Source organism: Luteimonas sp. MC1782 (assembly GCF_014164605.1).
GTDB lineage: Bacteria > Pseudomonadota > Gammaproteobacteria > Xanthomonadales > Xanthomonadaceae > Luteimonas.
In genome coordinates this window covers 715,054-733,100 of record NZ_JACJFT010000001.1, presented here as the reverse complement: position 1 = coordinate 733,100, position 18,047 = coordinate 715,054, and the positions used below count along the sequence as shown (strand labels likewise).

The following is an 18,047-nucleotide window of genomic DNA, read 5'->3' as shown; positions in this document are numbered from 1 at the left end:
CTGCGCGCCTCAGCGCGGTGCGAGCACCAGTGCATGTTCGGCCTTGCCCGGCAGGAACGGCGTGGGCCGGCCGTGTACCCAGTCGTCGTGGCCCGCGCCCCAGAACGGCGACAGCGGATGGCCGCTCTGTCCGCCTGGCATGTGGATGAAGCCGTCGGCCTCGCGGCCGGGCGACACCACCATGCGCTGCGACGCGCCGAAGGCCGGGCCCTGCACGCGCGGCATGTGGGTGTCGCCGGGCAGCGCATCGGCCGGCATGCACAGCCACCCGCGCGCCGGCCTGGGCAGCGCGGACGCCAGCGGATGGCAGATGCGCGCGGTGTTGTATTCCCCCCAGTTGCGCGCGGCCAGCGGGCCCTGGGCCGACAGTTCGTCGCGCACCGCCACGGCGGCATCCTCGAACAGCGCTTCCCAGCTGGCGAAGCGTCGCGGCAGCAGGTGCGCGGGCCGCTGCGACACCAGCGGCCAGGCCACGCCTTCCAGCTGCGGCAGCGCCGGCATCGCGAAGTCGTCGCCGAGTGCCGCGCGTGCGGGCGCCAGCAGGCCATCGGCGATGCGCTCGTTGACCGCGATCCGCCAGGCACGCACCACGCGGTAGCTGGTGGACGCGGGATCGGCGCGACCCTCCCACTGCGCCGCGGCTGCGGAGAGGACCGCGAGTGCCGGCGTGGGCGATGTCGCCGAGCGCTCGCGCAACAGCCGCCACCAGCGCGCGAGGAACAGCGCGCGGTCGTCAAGCTGGATGGCGAGCAGGTCGCGCTCGTTGAAGCGGTCGGCCGCTCGCAGCGCGTCGCGGATCTGCGCGCCGCGCGCACCGAGCGCGTAGCCGCCGTCACCGATGCGTTCCAGCGAGGGCCCGCTCACCACGCGGCTGTTGGCCGTCCACAGGCGATCCACGGTGGGCGAGGCGAGGGTCGGGGCGTTGCGGGTGCTGGCCCCCCACGGCGGACACGCGTCGCTGCCCGCCTCCGTGACGGGTTGCACCGGCGTGCAGCCGGATGCGCGCTGCGGCAGCGGGCCGATCAGCCGCCATGCGATGCGACCACCACGGTCGCCGATGACGAGGTTCTGGGTGGGCATGGCGGCATCGCGCGCCAGCACCAGGGCATGGTCGATGCCGCGGGCGCGCGCCATGCCGGCCAGGCCGAAGTTGACCGCGCCCGGCAGGTGCGCCGTCCAGCGCAGGCTGAGCACGCGGCCATCGTCGAGTTCGTGCAAAACCGTGCCCCACGGCGTTTCGCGCACGTCCAGCGCCACCGGGTCCGCGCCGGCGACGAGGATCGTCTCGCGGTGCGTTTCCACCGCGGCGCACCCGCGGGCCGGGCTCGGGCCGCAGGGCGTTTCCAGCGCCCAGTCGAGGTAGTCACCGTAGCTGTTGGTGAAGCCCCAGGCCACGTGGCGATTCGAGCCCACGATCACCGCGGGCAGGCCGGGCAGGGTGAAGCCGGACACATCCACGCCGCCGGATTGCGCGCCCGCATCAGCGTAGTGCAGGCGCGCGCGAAACCAGGTGCCGGGCGCACGCAGGCCGAGGTGCATGTCGTCGGCGACGATGGCGCGGCCATCCGCGGTCAGCGTGCCGGCCACCGCGAAGTTGTTGCTGCCCGGCTCCGGCGCGTCCGGCAGCGGGCCAATGCCGCCGGCCTCCGGCGCGGGCAGCCGGCGCAGGTCGAGGACGTCCGCGCCGGGCAGCGTGGCATCGCCGATCGCATCGCCGGACAACGGCGCGTCCCAGCTGGAGCCGGCATGGGTGACCAGCGCATGCAGCGCCGCGGGCAGGTGCGGGCGCACCTTCCACAGCGCGAGCTCGCGCGCGTTGCCGGCGTCCTGCAGGTCGAAGTACATCGCGAATGCGACCAGCGCCGAGTCCTCGGCACGCCACGGCTCCGGCGCGGTGCGCAGCAGCAGGTAGGGCCATGGACGCACATCGAGCGCGGCCAGCCCGGCATTGACGCCTTCGACATAGGCATCGAGCTGCGCGCGCCGGTCGCCGAGGATGGCGTCGAGATTGGCCGCGATGCGTGCGCGCATCCGGTGCACGCGATGCGCGCGGTCGGCATCCAGCGCGACCGGGCCGAACAGCGCGGCGAGTTCGCCAGCCGCGGTGCGGCGCATCAGGTCCATTTCGAAGTAGCGTTCCTGCGCGTGCACGTAGCCCAGAGCGCGCATCGCATCGGCCTCGGTGCCGGCGTCGATGGTGGCCACGCCGAGCGCATCGCGGGTCACGGTGACCGGTGCCGCGAGGCCGGACAGCCCGGCATTGCCGTCGAGCAGCGGCAGGCTGGCGCGCAGCGCCCACCATCCCGCCAGCGCGGCCAGCGCCACGCACAGCAACAACAACGCCGCCAGCCGCAGGCACCAGCGCACCATGCACGATCCTCCCCCTCAGGAAGGATCGATTATGCGGACTTATTCCACCGAGAGCGCGTCGACTTTCTGCCATCCACGCGGCAGCAGGCCACCGCGACTGCCGCGCGCCGCCATGTAGGGTTCCAGCTCGCGCCAGGACAGGGTCATGGTGCGCGCGCCGGACTGCACCGCCAGGCTGCCGCCTTCGGGCACCGAGACGATCGCCACCACGCGTTCGGTGGCGCGCTTGGCCTTCGGGATCTCGATGATCTTGTTGCCCTTGCCGCGGTCGAGCTCGGGAAGTTCCGACACCGGGAACACCAGCAGGTGTCCGGCACTGGTCACCGCCACGATCCGGTCGCGCTCCACGCTCGCAACCGGCGCCGGCTGCAGCACGCGTGCCTCGGGCGACAGCGACAGCATCGCCTTGCCGGCCTTCTGCCGTCCGGTCAGGTTCTCGAAGCGGGTGACGAAGCCGTAGCCCGCCGATGACGCCAGCGCGAAGCGGCTGTCGTTCTCGCCGCTGGCCATCGCCACGAACGCCGCGCCCGCCACCGGCGAGAAGCGCCCGGTCAGCGGCTCGCCATTGCCACGCGCCGACGGCAGGCCGTGCGCGAGGGTGGAATAGCTGCGTCCGGTGGAGTCGAGGAAGGCCACCTGCTGCGAGGTGCGCCCACGCACCGCCTGCAGCGGCGCGTCGCCTTCGCGGTAGGACAGCGCCGAGGCCTCGACGTCATGGCCCTTGGCCGCGCGTACCCAGCCCTTCTGGCTGAGCACGATGGTCACCGGCTCGCTGGCCACGAGGTCGGTTTCGGCCAGCGCCTGCGCGGCGCCGCGCTCGACCAGCGGCGAGCGGCGGGCGTCGCCGAACTTCTTCGCGTCCGCCAGCAGCTCGTCCTTGACCATCTTGCGCAGCTTCGCCTTGCTGCCGAGCGTGGCCACGAGCGATTCGCGTTCGGCGGCCAGCGCATCCTGTTCGCCGCGGATCTTCATTTCCTCCAGCCGCGCCAGCTGCCGCAGCTTGGTTTCCAGGATGTAGTCGACCTGCTCGTCGTCGAGCGCGAAGCGCGCCTGCAGGACGGCCTTGGGCTCGTCCTCGGTGCGGATGATGCGGATCACTTCGTCGAGATTGAGGAACGCGACCAGCAGGCCTTCCAGCATGTGCAGGCGGCGCTCGACCTTGTCCAGGCGGTGCTGCAGGCGGCGGGTGACGGTGTCGGCGCGGAACACCAGCCATTCCGCCAACAGCGTGCGCAGGTCCTTGACCTGCGGCCGGCCGTCGAGGCCGATGATGTTGAGGTTGACCCGGTGGCTCTTCTCCAGGTCGGTGGTCGCGAACAGGTGGCCCATCAGCTGGTCGGCATCGACGCGGTTGGAGCGCGGGATCAGCACCAGGCGCACCGCGTTGGCGTGGTCGGACTCGTCGCGGATGTCCTCCAGCCACGGCAGCTTCTTGGCGCGCATCTGCGCGGCGATCTGTTCGATCACCTTGCCGGGGCTGGCCTGGTAGGGCAGCGTGGTGATGACGATGTTGGCGCCTTCGCGGTCGAAGGTGGCGCGGGAACGCACGCTGCCGTGGCCGGTCTCGTAGATCGCGCGCAGGTCGGCGGCCGGGGTGATGATCTCCGCGCCCGTGGGGTAGTCGGGGCCGCGCACGTGCTCGCAGAGGTCGGCGACCGTGGCTTCGGGGTCGTCGATCAGGCGCACGCAGGCGCTGACCACTTCATTGAGGTTGTGCGGCGGCACGTCGGTGGCCATGCCCACGGCGATGCCGGTGGTGCCGTTGAGCAGCAGGTGCGGCAGGCGCGCCGGGAGCCAGGTCGGCTCCTCGAGCGTGCCGTCGAAGTTGGGCACCCAGTCGACCGTGCCGTGGCCGAGTTCGCCGAGCAGCGCCTCGGCGATCGGCGTGAGCTTGGACTCGGTGTAGCGCATGGCCGCGAACGACTTGGGATCGTCGGCCGAGCCGAAGTTGCCCTGGCCCTCGATCAGCGGGTAGCGGTACGAGAACGGCTGCGCCATCAGCACCAGGGCTTCATAGCAGGCGCTGTCGCCGTGCGGGTGGTACTTGCCGATCACGTCGCCCACGGTGCGCGCGGATTTCTTCGGCTTGGCGCCGGCGCCGAGGCCGAGCTCGCTCATCGCGAAGATGATCCGGCGCTGTACCGGCTTCAGGCCGTCGCCGATGAAGGGCAGGGCGCGGTCGAGCACCACGTACATCGAGTAGTCGAGGTAGGCGCGCTCGGCGTACTCGCGCAGCGGGATCTGTTCGAAGCCGTGGAAAACGGGGCGGACGGTGTCGTTCATCGGGACTGCAAGGACCGGGGGACGGCAATTCTACCGGCCGCCGTGAGCCACGCGAAAAACCCGCGCCGGGGCTGCGTCGTCAGGCGCCGGCCCGCGGATCGGTGACGACCTCGCCATCTTCCTTGGTGAACGGCGCCGCGAGCGGCGGCAGGATGTCGAGCACGGCCTCGGACGGCCGGCTCAGCCGCACGCCGCGGTCGGTGCGCACGAAGGGACGGTTGATGAGGACGGGTTCGGCGAGCATGGCGTCGAGCAGGGCGTCTTCGGACAGCGCAGGGTCGTCGAGGCCCAGCTCCGCGTACTTCCCCTCCTTGGCGCGGATCGCATCGCGCACGCCAATGCCGGCGTCGCGGATCAGCGCGACGAGCTCTTCGCGCGACGGCGTGTCGGCCAGGTACTCGACGACTTGCGGTTCGATGCCGGCGTGGCGGATCAAGGCAAGCGTGTTGCGCGAGGTGCCGCAGCGGGGGTTGTGGTAGATCGTGGCGTGCATGGGGGCCTCCTCAGGTGCAGCAGGATCGGGCGGGCAATGTGTTGCCGGGTGCCGCTTCGACTGCCGAGCTGGCCGCCGCCAGCGCACGGGCAGCAAGGTCACCCTTGCGCTCACTGTAGCGGTTGGTCAGATGGTCGCTGCGGCCACGCACCAGCAGGGTGAACTTCACCAGCTCCTCGACCACGTCGACCACGCGGTCGTAGTACGGCGACGGCTTCATGCGGCCGGCGTCGTCGAACTCCTGCCAGGCCTTGGGCACCGACGACTGGTTGGGGATGGTCACCATCCTCATCCAGCGCCCGAGCAGGCGCAGGGCGTTGACCACGTTGAACGACTGCGAGCCGCCGCAGACCTGCATCACCGCCAGCGTCCGGCCCTGCGTTGGGCGCACGCCACCTTCCTCCAGCGGCAGCCAGTCGATCTGGTTCTTGAATACCGCGCTCACCGCGCCATGGCGTTCCGGACTCACCCACACCTGGCCTTCGGACCACAGCGACAGCGCGCGCAACTCCGCCACCTTCGGGTGGTCGGCATCGACGCTGCCCTGCATCGGCAGGCCATGGGGATCGAACACGCGGGTTTCCGCGCCGAAGTGGCGCAGCAGGCGCTCGGCCTCGCGCGCGAGCTTGCGGCTGCACGACTCCGGGCGCAGCGAACCGTACAGGAGCAGGATCCGTGGCGGATGTTCGCTGCCGGTCCCCGGCGCCAGTGGATCGAGAAACGAAACCGGCACCGCGTCGGGTACCAGGTTCGGGAGTCCGGCATGCGTCGTCATGGTTGCCTCACGCAAAATGTTTCGACTATTCTAGAAACATGGAACTGAAAAGCGCAACCGCCGCATTGGCCGCCCTGGGGCACCCGACGCGTCTGGCGGTGTTCCGCCTGCTGGTCGAGGCCGGGCCCGAAGGCCATACGCCGGGGGAGATCATGGATGCGCTGTCGCTGCCCGGCGCCACCCTGTCGTTCCATCTCAAGGAACTCACCGCGGCGGGCCTGATCGACGGCGAAGCACAGGGCCGGCACATTTCCTATCGCGCCGATTTCAGCGCGATGAACGGCCTGGTCGAGTTCCTGACCCGGAACTGCTGTGGCGGCGACCAGGGCCGTTGCCCGCCTGCATCCCGACCGGTCCCCGCTGGCGCCCGCAAAGCGCGTGGAGCCTGAGACGTGCTGCTCGCGCTGCTGATCTTCATCGCCACCATCGCCCTGGTCATCTGGCAACCGAAAGGCCTCGGCGTCGGCTGGAGTGCGTCGCTCGGCGCGGTGCTGGCGCTGCTGACGGGCGTCGTCGGCGTAGCCGACATCGCCACGGTCTGGGGCTTCGTCTGGAACGCCACCTTCACCTTCGTCTCGGTGATCCTCATCAGCTTGGTGCTCGACGAGGCGGGCTTCTTCGAATGGGCGGCGCTGCACGTGGCGCGCTGGGGCGGGGGCAACGGGCGCAGGCTGTTCGTCTTCCTCGTGCTGCTCGGTGCGGCGGTGGCGGCGCTGTTCGCCAACGACGGGGCGGCGCTCATCCTGACGCCGATCGTGATCGCGATGCTGCTGGCGCTGAAGTTCAGCCCCGCGGCCACCCTGGCGTTCGTGATGGGCGCGGGATTCATCGCCGACACCGCGAGCCTGCCGCTGGTGGTGTCCAACCTGGTCAACATCGTCTCGGTCGATTACTTCGACATCGGCTTCGCCGAGTACGCCTCGGTGATGGTCCCGGTCAACCTGGTTTCGGTGGCCGCAACGCTTGCCGTGCTGCTGTGGTTCTTCCGCCGCGACATTCCCGGGACCTACGACGTGACGCAGTTGCGGGATCCGGCTCTGGCCATCATCGATCGCGCCACCTTCAACGCCGGCTGGGTCGTGCTGGTCCTGTTGCTGGTCGGGTTTTTCGGGCTCGAACGCCTGGGCGTGCCGATCAGCGCGGTGGCCGGGGCCGGCGCGCTGGCGTTGCTGGTGGTGGCCGGGAGGGGGCACAGGATCTCGACCCGCAAGGTGGTGCGCGATGCGCCGTGGCAGATCGTGGTGTTCTCGCTGGGCATGTACCTCGTGGTCTATGGCCTGCGCAACAACGGATTGACCGACCACCTGGCCGGGTTGCTCGACTCGTTCGCCAGCCATGGCGCGTGGGCCGCGACCTTCGGCACCGGCCTGCTCTCGGCCTTCCTGTCGTCGGTCATGAACAACATGCCCACCGTGCTGGTGGGCGCACTGGCCATCGACGCCAGCCAGGCAGAGGGGCCGGTGCGCGAGGCGATGGTGTACGCAAACGTCATCGGCAGCGACCTGGGACCCAAGTTCACCCCGATCGGCAGCCTGGCCACGCTGCTGTGGCTGCATGTGCTTGCGCGCAAGGGCATCCGCATCACCTGGGGCTACTACTTCAAGGTCGGCATGGTCCTGACCCTGCCCGTGCTGCTGGCGACGCTGGCCGCGCTGGTGCTGCGCCTGGGACTCGCGTGAGCGGCGCTCGGCGGGCCCGGCCACTCCCAACCTGTTTTCCCCGCCCACTGCCGAGGTGACCGCCATGAAGGACCGATACAACATCCTGTTCGTATGCACCGGCAATTCGGCCCGCAGCATCATGGCCGAAGCCGTGGCCAACCGCCTCGGCGGCGAACGCATGCGCGCCTTCAGCGCGGGGAGCCATCCGCAAGGCCATGTGCACCGCGGCGCGCTGCAGGTGCTGGACGCCGCCGGCCTTGCGACATCCGGACTGCGCAGCAAGAGCTGGGAGGAATTCGCGGCTGCGGATGCACCGGTGATGGACCTGGTGATCACCGTCTGCGACCGCGCTGCGGCAGAGGCCTGCCCCCACTGGCCCGGTCATCCGGTCACCGCACACTGGAGCATTCCCGATCCGGCCGCCGTCGAAGGCAGTCCGGAGCAGGTGGAGCGGGCCTTCAGCCTTGCGCTGCAGATGCTGCACCAGCGGATCTCGTTGCTGCTGTCCCTGCGCCCCGGTGACTGGGACCGTCTTGCCATCGAATCCCTTGCCGCAATGGAGACCAACGCATGACCATCCGTGTCGGCATCAACGGCTTCGGCCGCATGGGTCGCCTGACGCTGCGCGCGGCGTGGGACGAGGCGGACATCGAGTTCGTCCACATCAACGATCCCGCAGGCGACGCGGCCACGCTGGCGCACCTGCTGAACTTCGATTCGGTCCACGGCCGCTGGGACCGCGCGATCGCCGCCGACGGCGATGTGCTGGTCGTCGACGGCAGGCGCATCCCCTCACGCGCAACAAGGAACTTGCGGCCAGCGACTGGTCGGCTTGCGACGTCGTGGTCGAAGCGTCATGCCGACGCCGACGGCGTTTCGCTGGACGTGGGCTTCTACTACATGGCCAACGCCATGGGCCGGCTGCTGGGTACGGTGCTGTCCGGCTGGGTATACCAGGCCGCGGGGCTGGAGGCCTGCCTTGCAATCTCCGCCGTGCTCGTCGCGCTTGCCGCGATCATTTCGATCGGACTGCCGCAGCATCACCCTTCCGGGGCGTCGTCCGCATGAGCACCACGCGGGACCTTGACGTGGATGTGCTGGTGATCGGGGGCGGGCAGGCCGCGCTCGCCACCGCGTACTTCCTGCGGCGCACGGGACTGTCGTTCCTGCTGGTCGACGCCGAGGATGGCCCCGGCGGGGCGTGGCGGCACGCATGGGATTCGTTGACGCTGTTCTCCCCCGCCACATGGAGTTCGATCGCGGGCCGGCAGATGGTGTCGCAAAGGGAAGGGTATCCCGCGCGCGACGACGTGCTCGCCTACCTGTCCGACTACGAGGCGTACTACGCGATCCCGGTCGAGCGGCCCGCGCTGGTGCAGTCCGTGCACCGCGCGGACGGCCGCCTCGTCGCATCCGGCGCGGGCCGGCGATGGTCGGCCCGCGCGATCGTCAGTGCGACCGGCACCTGGCGCAATCCCTTTGTTCCGGAGTATCCCGGGGCGGCCCTGTTTGCCGGCGAGCAGCTCCACTCCTCGCACTACGTCGAGCCGGAGCGTTTTACGGGGAAGAAGGTGCTGGTCGTGGGTGGAGGCAACTCGGGCGCGCAGATCCTCGCGGAGGTGTCGCGGGTGGCCGAGGCACGCTGGGTCACGCAGCAGGCGCCGTCCTTCCTGCCCGACGACGTCGATGGCCGCGTGCTGTTCGCGCGCGCCACCGAGCGCTGGAGGGCGCAGCAGGCTGGCAAGGTCGTGGACGTGCCCGTCGGCGGACTCGGTGACATCGTGATGGTGCCGCCGGTGCGCGAGGCCCGCGGGCGCGGCGTGCTCCATGCGGTGGCACCGTTCGAACGTTTCACCGCCACCGGCGTGGCGTGGGCCGACGGCCGCGCGGAGCAGGTGGATGCCGTGATCTGGTGCACCGGATTCAGGCCTGTACTGGGCCACCTGCAGCCGCTGGACGTGCTTGAAGCCGATGGCCGCGTTCTCGTCGACGGTACGCGCTCGGTGAGATGCCCGCAGCTCTGGCTGGTCGGCTACGGCGACTGGACCGGCGCGGCCTCGGCCACGCTGGTCGGCGTGACACGCTACGCCAGGGACACCGTAGCCGGGATCAGCGCCGCACTCGAGCCAGTTCCCCAGAACTCGCCGAACGCCTCGCCATAGCGGCAGCACCGGCACGTGGCGGGTGCGCAGCACGTGGGTGGTGGTGCTGCCCACGATCATGTTGCGGATCCGCGAATGTCCTGGGCACCCAGGACAGCGAAACCGGGGCGGAGGCACAAAAAACCCCGCTTTCGCGGGGTTTCGTGTCATCTCGTCGAAGGGCGTGGCCCCCCGACATGTTGCAGATGGTGCCCGGAAGAGGACTCGAACCTCCACGGAGTTGCCCCCGCTAGCACCTGAAGCTAGTGCGTCTACCAATTCCGCCACCCGGGCAGGTGGGCGCGTATGTTGCAATGCGGTGCACCCGGTGTCAACGCCTGTGTGAGAAGTTCACCACGGCCCGCGCGTACAATTGCGCGATGACAAAGACCACAGGCAAGGGCGGCAGCGGCCGCGACATCTCTTCCGCCAAGGCGAAGAGCGGCAAGGCGCAGGGCGACCAGCCCGGGAAGGGCGAGACCGGCGGCAAGGAACACGGCGCACATCCGCCATCGCCGCGCGCAAAGCCGGCCGCGCTGCCCGGCTGGATGCCCGATCCGGCACTGGTGCGCGCGATGTCGGCTTCATCGCGTGGCACGACGGCCAAGGCGCGCGACACGACGCGCGACGCGCCTCCGGATTCCCCCGCACAGGCCGAGGCGCAGAAGCCTGCCGCGCCCAAGACTCCGCCTCCCCAGGCGCGATCCACGCGCGCACCCACGCGCAGGGACGCACCGCAGCCGCACCGGAAGCAGGCACCGGCGCCTGCCGCGGGTATGCCGTTCCAGGATCCGCAGGCCGCACGTGAAGCCGGCCGCTACGAGCATCCGATCGCCAGCCGCGAAGCGATCCTTGAAGTGCTGGCCGGCGCCGATGGCCCGATGGATGCCGAAGCACTCGCCGCGCGCCTCGGCCTGCTCGAGCCGCACCGCGCCGACGCGCTGGACAAGCGCCTGGGTGCGATGGTTCGCGACGGCCAGATCCTCAAGAACCGGCGCGGCGGCTTCGTGCCGGCGCGCCAGCTCGACCTGATCCCGGGCACGGTGATCGCCAACCCGGAAGGCTTCGGCTTCCTGCGGCCGGAAACCGGCCACGGCGACGACCTGTTCCTGCCGCCGGCGGAAATGCGCAAGGTGATGCATGGCGACCGCGTGCTCGCGTCGGTCACCGGCGTCAACCGCCGCGGCCGCGAGGGTGCGATCGTCGAAGTGCTGGAGCGTCGCGTCACGCGCCTCATCGGCCGCTTCGCGCTGGAGTCCGGCATCAGCTACGTGGTGCCGGATGACAAGCGCATCCAGCGCAACATCCAGATTCCGGCAGATGCACGCCAGGAGGCACGCGACGGCCAGCTCGTGGTCTGCGCGATCGTCACCCCGCCCGACAGCCATCGCCCGCCGATCGGCCGCATCCTCGCGGTGCTCGGCGACAAGCTCACCGCGTCGATCGCGGTCGAGGCCGCGATCCACGGCCATGACATCCCGCACGAGTTCCCGCCCGAGGTGCTCGACGAGGCCATGGCCGTGCCGCTGGAGGTGGACGCCGCGTCCGCCGAGCGCCGTCTGGACCTGCGCCGCCTGCCGCTGGTGACCATCGACGGCGAGGACGCCAAGGACTTCGACGACGCCGTCTATTGCGAGCCCAACCGCGACGGTTTCCGCCTGATCGTGGCGATCGCCGACGTCTCGCACTACATCCGCCCGTCGGCGCCGCTCGATGTCGAGGCGCAGAAGCGCGCGACGTCGGTGTATTTCCCCGGCTTCGTCGTACCGATGCTCCCGGAAACGCTGTCCAACGGCATCTGTTCGTTGAAGCCCAAGGTCGATCGCCTGTGCTTCGCCTGCGACATGCAGGTCGACCGCAAGGGCAACGTGGTGTCGTCGTCGTTCCACGAGGCGGTGATGAACTCGCACGCGCGCCTGACCTACACCCAGGTCTGGAACGCGGTCGGCGAGGGCGTCCCCGAGGCCGATCGCGACGCCGCCCAGGCCTTCATCGGCGCGCAGCTGCCGCAGGTTCGCCAGCTGCACCAGCTGTTCCAGGTGCTGGAGAAGGCGCGCCGCCAGCGCGGCGCGATCGACTTCGAGACCTCCGAGGTGCGCTTCGTGCTCGGCCCGCAGGGCGAGGTGACCCAAGCCGGCATGATCCAGCGCAACGACGCGCACAAGCTGATCGAGGAATGCATGATCGCGGCCAATGTGCAGGCCGCGCTGTTCCTGCTCGAAGCCGCGGTGCCGGCGCCGTTCCGCGACCACGACCGGCCGCCGGAAGCCAAGTACGCCGACCTGCTGGAGTTCCTGAAGGAATTCCAGCTGCGCCTGCCGACCTGGCAGAAGGTGCAGCCCAGGGACTACCGCAAGCTGCTGGAGACCGTGCGCGAGCGCCCGGACGCGGCGCTGCTGGAGTCGGTGCTGCTGCGCAGCCAGTCGCTGGCGGTGTACGCGCCGGAGAACATCGGCCATTTCGGGCTGGCGCTGGAGGCGTACGCGCACTTCACGTCGCCGATCCGCCGCTACGCCGACCTGCTGGTGCACCGCGCCATCAAGCACGCGCTCAGCGGCGGCAAGGCCGCCAATTACGAATACTCCGCGCACCAGATGACCGCGCTGTCGCTGCAGTGCTCGGAGCGTTCGCGGCGCGCCGACGAGGCGCAGCGCGAGGTCGACGAGCGCTACCGCGCGGCATGGATGGAAGAGCACATCGGCCGCGAGTTCGACGGCGTGGTGAGCGGCGTGACCAGCTTCGGCCTGTTCATCGAACTGGCCGAGTCCAAGGTCAACGGCCTGGTGCACGTGACCCAGTTGCCCAACGACTTCTACCACTTCGACCCGATCCGCAAGACCCTGACCGGGCAGCGATCGGAGCGCGAATACCGTCTGGGCGACAGCGTGCGCATCGTGGTGCTCAAGGCCAGCGTGGAGGAGTTGAAGATCGACTTCCGTCTGGTCGGCGAAGGCCAGGGCACGCCCGGTGACCCGGGTGAGCCGCGCGGGCAAGCGCCGCGCGGCCAGCCGGCGAAGCGCGCGAAGAAGAAGTACTGAGCGCGACCGCCAGGGCACTTATGACAAGCAAGCAGAACCAGTGGATCGTCGGCATCAATGCGGTCGCGTCGGCGATCGAGCACGATGCAGACAATGTGCGCGAAGTGTTGCTGGAGGCGGGCGGCAAGAACCCCCGTATCGGCGACATCGAGGACAACGCGCGCCGACGCGGCATCGACGTGCGCCGCGTGGCGCAGCAGGCGCTGGACGGCGTGGCCGGTGGCCTGCGCCACCAGGGCGCGGTGGCGCGCTACGCCGCGGCGAAAACCTTCGACGAGGATGCGCTGCCGGGCCTGGTGGAGGCGGCCGAAGGCCGTGCGCTGCTGCTGGTGCTCGATGGCGTACAGGACCCGCACAACCTCGGCGCCTGCCTGCGCAGCGCCGCCGCGGCGGGCGTGACCGCGGTGCTGATCCCCAAGGACAAGGCGGTGCAGGTCAACGCCACGGTGCGCAAGACCTCGGCGGGCGCCGCGGACAGCATCCCGGTGGTGCGCGTGACCAACCTCGCGCGCAGCCTGCGCGAGCTGCAGAAGCAGGGCGTGTGGATCTACGGGCTGGCGGGTGACGCCGCCGCGTCGCTGTACGCCATCGACCTGCGCGGCAATGTGGCCCTGGTGCTGGGTGGCGAAGGCGAAGGCCTGCGTCGCTTGACCCGCGACATGTGCGACCAGCTGGTGTCGCTGCCGATGCCCGGTGCCATCGCGGCCGGCGTTGAAAGCCTCAATGTGTCGGTGGCCGCCGGCGTGTGCCTGTTCGAGGCGGTCCGCCAGCGCGTCTAGGCGGGCAGGGTGTCGCCGCCGACAGCCGGGGTGCCCTGCGCGCCGCCGGCACTGTCCGAGGCACCTGCCTCGGGCGCCGGCTGGGCATGCCGGCCCCAGGCGTTGGCGATGATGCAGAACAGTTCGCCGGTGCGTTCGGTGTCGTAGACGGCCGAGTGCGCCTCGTCGCTGTTCCAGTCCATGCCCGCCGCCTGCACCGCGCGCGCCAGCACGGTCTGGCCATAGGCGAGGCCCGCCATGGTGACGGTGTCGAACACGCTGAAGGGATGGAAGGGATTGCGCTTGTGCCCGCTGCGCGCGACCGCGGCATTGAGGAAATTCAGGTCGAAGTGCGCGTTGTGGCCCACCAGGATCGCGCGCTGGCAGCCGTGCTTGCGCATCGCCGCGCGCACCGGCGCGAACACGTGGTCCAGCGCCTCGTGCTCGCCTTTGGCGAAACGGAAGGGATGGTCGAGGTCGATGCCGGTGATCTGCAGCGACTTCGGATCGATGTCGGTACCGGGTGCCGGCACCACGTGCGCGCTGGCGCCTTCGCCGAGCACGTAGCGGCCGGTCGCGTCCAGGTCGACCGGGCGCACCGCGATCTCCAGCAGCGCGTGGCGGTTCCAGTCGAAGCCGCCGGTCTCGACATCGACCACCACCGGCAGGAAGCCGCGGAAGCGCGCCGACATGGGGGCGAAGGACGGGGGCGTGGAAGGTTCGGGCAGGGTGCTCACCGGCGCTAGTCTAGCCGAGCGCGCCGGCCACCTTTCAACGCCGCACCCCGGTCACGATGCCCTGGCGGTGCCATTGCCGCAGCATCGCCACGCCCTGCGCGAGAAAGCCGGCATCGCAGGCCATGCCGGCCTCGCCGGCCAGCGCCGCCAGCTGTTCGCGACCACCCAGGGCGGGCGCCTCATCCAGACGTTGCAGCAGCCGCCAGGCCAGCGCGCTGGGCGCGTGGAACCGGACCCGGCCATCGGCCTCGCGATGCAGCAGCAGGAGCGTCGGCTGCAGCGGTGGCTCGCCCGGCTGGAAATCCGGGCCGATGCGCTGCACCGGCCAGGCATAGGCCAGTGGCCAGGCCAGCGGCGACAGCACGGGCGCGCCCGACAGCAGCGCTGCGTCGACGTCGGTGGCGGGCGCGTCGAGCGGGTCATGGGCGATGTCATCGATGCGTGCCTCGCTGATCTGCAGCGCCAGTTCGATCCATTCGTAGTGCGCCAGTTCGGCCAGCCACGGCTCGCGGCCGCCACTGTCCTCGAGGTAGCGCAGGAACTCGCGCGCCACCTCGGTGAACAGCGGCGTGCGCGCGCCATGCCCCCGGTAGAAATCGCGCACGAGCGCTGGCCAGCGCTCGCCGTAGACACGCTTGATCACCGGGAAGTTGCCGCCCAGCAGGCCCTCGATGTTGTTGAAGAACAGGTCGCGGTAGATCTCCAGGCGGCGCGGCTCGATGCCGGCGGGCGGCGGTGCGCGTTCCGGGTCGCGGATGTAGGCGGCCAGCGCGTCCTGTTGCGCGCGCAGGGTTTCTTCGCCGCTCCGGTCGCCGGGGACGCGATCAGGCGGCATGGTCGCGCAGCGTCGCGGCAGTCAGATGGCCGCGCACGGTATCCAGTTCGCCGAGCAGCGCGTCGAAAGGCGGGAAGTTGAAGTCGCGCTCCAGGACCGTCGGGTGCGTGCCGTGCACGCGGTAGGCCTCGGCGAGCAGCGCCCAGACCGGGTCGCCGACCGCCGCGCCATGGGTGTCGATCTTCAGGTCCGGGGCTTCGTCGTAGTGGCCGGCGACATGGATGCAGGCGATTCGCGAGGATGGCAGCCCGCGCAGGAACGCATGCGCGTCATAGCCGTGGTTGGTCGCATTGACCACGATGTTGTTGACGTCGAGCAGGAGGTCACAGTCGGCTTCGGCCAGCACCGCGTTGATGAACTCCAGTTCGTCGAGCGCTGTCGCCGCTTCGACCGGAATGACGGCGTAGTAGGAAATGTTCTCGACCGCGATGCGGCGGCCCAGGATGTCCTGCGCACGGCGGATGCGCGCGGCGACGTGGTGCACCGCCTCCTCGGTGAACGGCAGCGGCAGCAGGTCGTAGAGCTGGCCCAGGCGGTCGCCGCAGGCACTCAGGTGTTCGCTGTAGAGCGGCGCACGGTGTGCGTCGAGAAAGCGCCGCAGCTTGTGCAGGAAGGTCTCGTCCAGCGCGGCCGGGCCGCCGAGGGAAAGCGACAGGCCATGGAAGACCATCGGGTGGCGTGCCGCCAGTTCGGCGAAGGCATCGCCCATGGCGCCGCCAACGCCCATCCAGTTTTCGGGCGCGGCCTCGAGGAAATCGAAGCTGCCCGCGGGCGCCGCGCGCAGCTCCGCGAGCAGGCCGCGGCGCAGCCCGAGGCCAACGCTGCGAGGGTCGAGCACCGGCACCATGGCGGCTACCGGTGCGCGCGCGCCGCGCGCACCGGTGTCAGGCCTGGCTCAGGCGGCGCCGCCGCACTTGCCCTCGCCGCACTTGCCTTCGCCGCACTTGCCTTCCTGTGCCGCCTTGCCGTCGCCTGCCTTCTTTTCGGCGTGGTGCGCGTCGTGCTCGGCCTGGTCGACGAAACCGTCGCTGTTGACGTCCATGGCCGCGAAGTAGGCGGCATCCTTGTCCGGGTGGCGCGCGGTGAATTCGGCGGCGGAGATGCGGCCATCACCGTCGCTGTCGACCTTGCTCATGCCGCAGGTGCCTTCGCCGGTCTTGGCGGCGGGCTCGCCGGTGGCCTGTGCGCTCACTGCGGTGCCGGCCGCCATGTAGCCGCTGCCCAGCTGGTGCATGGCGAACGCGGAGCCGGAAAGTGCGATGCCGCCGAGCGCGGCCATGGCCAGGGCGACGGGTTTGTTCGTGGGCTTCGACATGTCGGTCTCCATCTTGCCCGGCGGATGCCGGGAGGCGGATTATGCCGCAGCCCGGCGTGCTGCATAGCAGCACACGCGGCCGGCATTCAGGCGGTGGTATTGGTGTCGTCGCGCTTCTCGCGGGGCGGCAGGTTGTCCTCGCCACGCACCACGAACCAGATGTTCTCGGCGATGTTGGTGGCGTGGTCGCCGATCCGTTCGAGGTTCTTGGCCATGAACAGCAGGTGCGTGCAGCCGGTGATCGCGCGCGCGTCCTCCATCATGTAGGTGAGCAACTCGCGGAACAGGCGGGTGTAGGCGGCATCGAGTTCGGCATCGCGCTCGCGGACGCGCTGCGCGGCCTCCGCGTCGGCGTTGCGGTAGGCCTCGAGCACGTCGCGCACCTGGCGCGCGGCGAGCACCCCGAGTGGTGCAAGGCCCCCGGCGAGCGGCAGCGGCGGCGCCTGGTTGAGCGCCTTGGAGCGCTTGGCGATGTTGCTGGCGTAGTCGCCGATGCGCTCGAGGTCGGACACGATGCGCAGCGCGGCGAGGATTTCGCGCAGGTCGCGTGCCAGCGGGCCGCGCGTCGCGGTCATCATGACGTCCTGGCTGACCTCGCGCTCGATCGCGTCGATGGCCTCGTCGTTGGCGATGATGCGCTCGGCGGCGCGATCGTCGCGGCGCTCCACGACATCGAGCGCGGCTTCGAGCTGGGCGACCGACATCTCGCCCATGCGCAGGATCTCGTCGATGATGCGTTCGCGTTCTTCGTCCTGGGCGCGCAGGATGTGGTCATGGGGCTGCATGGTCATCCGAACCTTCCGGTGATGTAGTCCTCGGTCTGCTGCTTCGAGGGATTGGAAAAGATGGTCGCGGTGGCGTCGTGTTCGACCATATCGCCGAGATACATGAACGCCGTGTAATCGGAGACGCGCGCGGCCTGCTGCATGTTGTGGGTGACGATGACGATGGTGTAGTCGAGCTTGAGCTCTTCGATGAGCTGCTCGATGCGGCTGGTGGAGATCGGGTCCAGCGCCGAGGTCGGCTCGTCGAGCAGCAACACCTCCGGCTTCAGCGCCACCGCGCGTGCGATGCAAAGCCGCTGCTGCTGGCCGCCGGACAGGCCCAGCGCGCTCTGCTGCAGCTTGTCCTTGACCTCGTCCCACAGCGCCCCCTGGCGGAGCGCGCCTTCGACGCGCGCGTCCATCTCGGCCTTCGACAGCTTTTCGTGGTGGCGGATGGCGTAGGCGATGTTCTCGTAGATGGTCATCGGGAACGGCACCGGCTTCTGGAACACCATGCCGACCTTCGAACGCAGGCGGTTCATCGGGTACTTGGGCGCCAGGATGTCCTCGCCGTCGAGCAGGATGCTGCCGCTCGCCACCTGCCCCGGATACAGGGCGTAGATGCGGTTGAACACCCGCAGCAGCGTCGACTTGCCACAGCCGGACGGCCCGATGAGCGCACTCACGCGCTTTTCGGGGATGTCCATGTTGACGCCCTTGATGGCGTGGAACTTGCCGTAGTGGAAGTCGAGGCCGCGCACCTGGATCTTGATCGGCGCCTTCGCGGCGGCCGTGGCGCGTTCCGGGGTCGCGGTGGAAAACGCGATGCGCCCGGCTGCTTGGAGGTGGGGGGAGCTGTCGTTCATCGACGGGATCC

General features: G+C 69.9%; 16 protein-coding genes, 1 tRNA gene and 1 pseudogene. 7 read left to right on the top strand and 11 right to left on the bottom strand.

Annotated features, from left to right (window positions below):
* Positions 1 to 9 precede the first annotated feature (9 nt).
* The 4 genes from H5368_RS03495 to arsH all read right to left on the bottom strand — a co-directional run bounded on the left by H5368_RS03495 (position 10) and on the right by arsH (position 5,921).
* Entirely contained in the window at positions 10 to 2,370 is a 2,361-nt protein-coding gene (locus tag H5368_RS03495; RefSeq protein WP_182821390.1) for a penicillin acylase family protein, read from the bottom strand.
* A 39-nt stretch (positions 2,371 to 2,409) separates the two neighbouring features.
* On the bottom strand, positions 2,410 to 4,653 hold the full coding sequence (gene parC / locus H5368_RS03490) for a DNA topoisomerase IV subunit A (protein WP_182821388.1): 2,244 nt from the start codon (positions 4,651 to 4,653) through the stop codon (positions 2,410 to 2,412).
* Between the two features lie 79 nt (positions 4,654 to 4,732).
* Positions 4,733 to 5,146 (bottom strand): arsenate reductase (glutaredoxin), encoded by a 414-nt coding sequence (gene arsC / locus H5368_RS03485; RefSeq protein ID WP_182821386.1) that lies wholly within the window; start codon positions 5,144 to 5,146, stop codon positions 4,733 to 4,735.
* A 10-nt stretch (positions 5,147 to 5,156) separates the two neighbouring features.
* A complete protein-coding gene (arsH, locus tag H5368_RS03480) occupies positions 5,157 to 5,921 on the bottom strand; it encodes an arsenical resistance protein ArsH (RefSeq protein ID WP_182821384.1) in 765 nt (254 codons plus the stop codon).
* Between the two features lie 38 nt (positions 5,922 to 5,959).
* On the opposite strand from arsH, the gene H5368_RS03475 reads away from it, so the two are divergent.
* The 5 genes from H5368_RS03475 to H5368_RS03455 all read left to right on the top strand — a co-directional run bounded on the left by H5368_RS03475 (position 5,960) and on the right by H5368_RS03455 (position 9,744).
* Positions 5,960 to 6,310, top strand: coding sequence for a metalloregulator ArsR/SmtB family transcription factor (locus H5368_RS03475; RefSeq protein WP_182821382.1), 351 nt, complete (start codon positions 5,960 to 5,962; stop codon positions 6,308 to 6,310).
* 3 nt (positions 6,311 to 6,313) lie between these two features.
* Positions 6,314 to 7,600, top strand: a complete 1,287-nt coding sequence (locus H5368_RS03470; RefSeq protein ID WP_182821380.1) for an arsenic transporter — start codon at positions 6,314 to 6,316, stop codon at positions 7,598 to 7,600.
* A 64-nt stretch (positions 7,601 to 7,664) separates the two neighbouring features.
* Positions 7,665 to 8,156 (top strand): arsenate reductase ArsC, encoded by a 492-nt coding sequence (locus tag H5368_RS03465; RefSeq protein WP_182821378.1) that lies wholly within the window; start codon positions 7,665 to 7,667, stop codon positions 8,154 to 8,156.
* A complete protein-coding gene (locus H5368_RS13405; protein ID WP_220486489.1) occupies positions 8,153 to 8,650 on the top strand; it encodes a glyceraldehyde 3-phosphate dehydrogenase NAD-binding domain-containing protein in 498 nt (165 codons plus the stop codon). The genes H5368_RS03465 and H5368_RS13405 overlap by 4 nt, the downstream gene beginning before the upstream one ends.
* The gene (locus H5368_RS03455; protein ID WP_182823721.1) at positions 8,647 to 9,744 is read left to right on the top strand and encodes an ArsO family NAD(P)H-dependent flavin-containing monooxygenase; all 1,098 of its coding nucleotides are present in this window, start codon (positions 8,647 to 8,649) and stop codon (positions 9,742 to 9,744) included. The genes H5368_RS13405 and H5368_RS03455 overlap by 4 nt, the downstream gene beginning before the upstream one ends.
* Positions 9,745 to 9,930: 186 nt before the next feature.
* Here H5368_RS03455 and H5368_RS03450 read toward each other — a convergent pair.
* A tRNA-Leu gene (locus H5368_RS03450) sits at positions 9,931 to 10,017 on the bottom strand.
* A gap of 254 nt (positions 10,018 to 10,271) precedes the next feature.
* Here H5368_RS03450 and rnr point away from each other — a divergent pair.
* Both rnr and rlmB read left to right on the top strand, forming a co-directional pair.
* Positions 10,272 to 12,761, top strand: a complete 2,490-nt coding sequence (gene rnr / locus H5368_RS03445; protein WP_255486436.1) for a ribonuclease R — start codon at positions 10,272 to 10,274, stop codon at positions 12,759 to 12,761.
* A gap of 20 nt (positions 12,762 to 12,781) precedes the next feature.
* Positions 12,782 to 13,540, top strand: a complete 759-nt coding sequence (rlmB, locus tag H5368_RS03440; RefSeq protein WP_182821375.1) for a 23S rRNA (guanosine(2251)-2'-O)-methyltransferase RlmB — start codon at positions 12,782 to 12,784, stop codon at positions 13,538 to 13,540.
* Between the two features lie 95 nt (positions 13,541 to 13,635).
* Here the strand turns inward: rlmB and rnt are convergent.
* The 6 genes and pseudogenes from rnt to pstB form a co-directional block, all read right to left on the bottom strand.
* A pseudogene (gene rnt, locus H5368_RS03435) lies at positions 13,636 to 14,211 on the bottom strand (ribonuclease T); the annotation flags it as partial.
* A 79-nt stretch (positions 14,212 to 14,290) separates the two neighbouring features.
* The gene (locus tag H5368_RS03430; RefSeq protein WP_182821373.1) at positions 14,291 to 15,091 is read right to left on the bottom strand and encodes a putative DNA-binding domain-containing protein; all 801 of its coding nucleotides are present in this window, start codon (positions 15,089 to 15,091) and stop codon (positions 14,291 to 14,293) included.
* Positions 15,081 to 15,929 carry a DUF692 domain-containing protein gene (locus tag H5368_RS03425; protein WP_343203876.1) on the bottom strand — a complete coding sequence of 283 codons (849 nt, stop codon included), beginning with the start codon at positions 15,927 to 15,929 and terminating at the stop codon, positions 15,081 to 15,083. Before H5368_RS03425 ends, H5368_RS03430 begins: the two co-directional genes overlap by 11 nt.
* 57 nt (positions 15,930 to 15,986) lie before the next feature.
* A complete protein-coding gene (locus tag H5368_RS03420) occupies positions 15,987 to 16,406 on the bottom strand; it encodes an EF-hand domain-containing protein (protein WP_182821369.1) in 420 nt (139 codons plus the stop codon).
* A gap of 86 nt (positions 16,407 to 16,492) precedes the next feature.
* The gene (gene phoU / locus H5368_RS03415) at positions 16,493 to 17,197 is read right to left on the bottom strand and encodes a phosphate signaling complex protein PhoU (protein ID WP_182821366.1); all 705 of its coding nucleotides are present in this window, start codon (positions 17,195 to 17,197) and stop codon (positions 16,493 to 16,495) included.
* A complete protein-coding gene (gene pstB, locus H5368_RS03410; RefSeq protein WP_182821364.1) occupies positions 17,194 to 18,036 on the bottom strand; it encodes a phosphate ABC transporter ATP-binding protein PstB in 843 nt (280 codons plus the stop codon). The genes phoU and pstB overlap by 4 nt, the downstream gene beginning before the upstream one ends.
* Positions 18,037 to 18,047 lie beyond the last annotated feature (11 nt).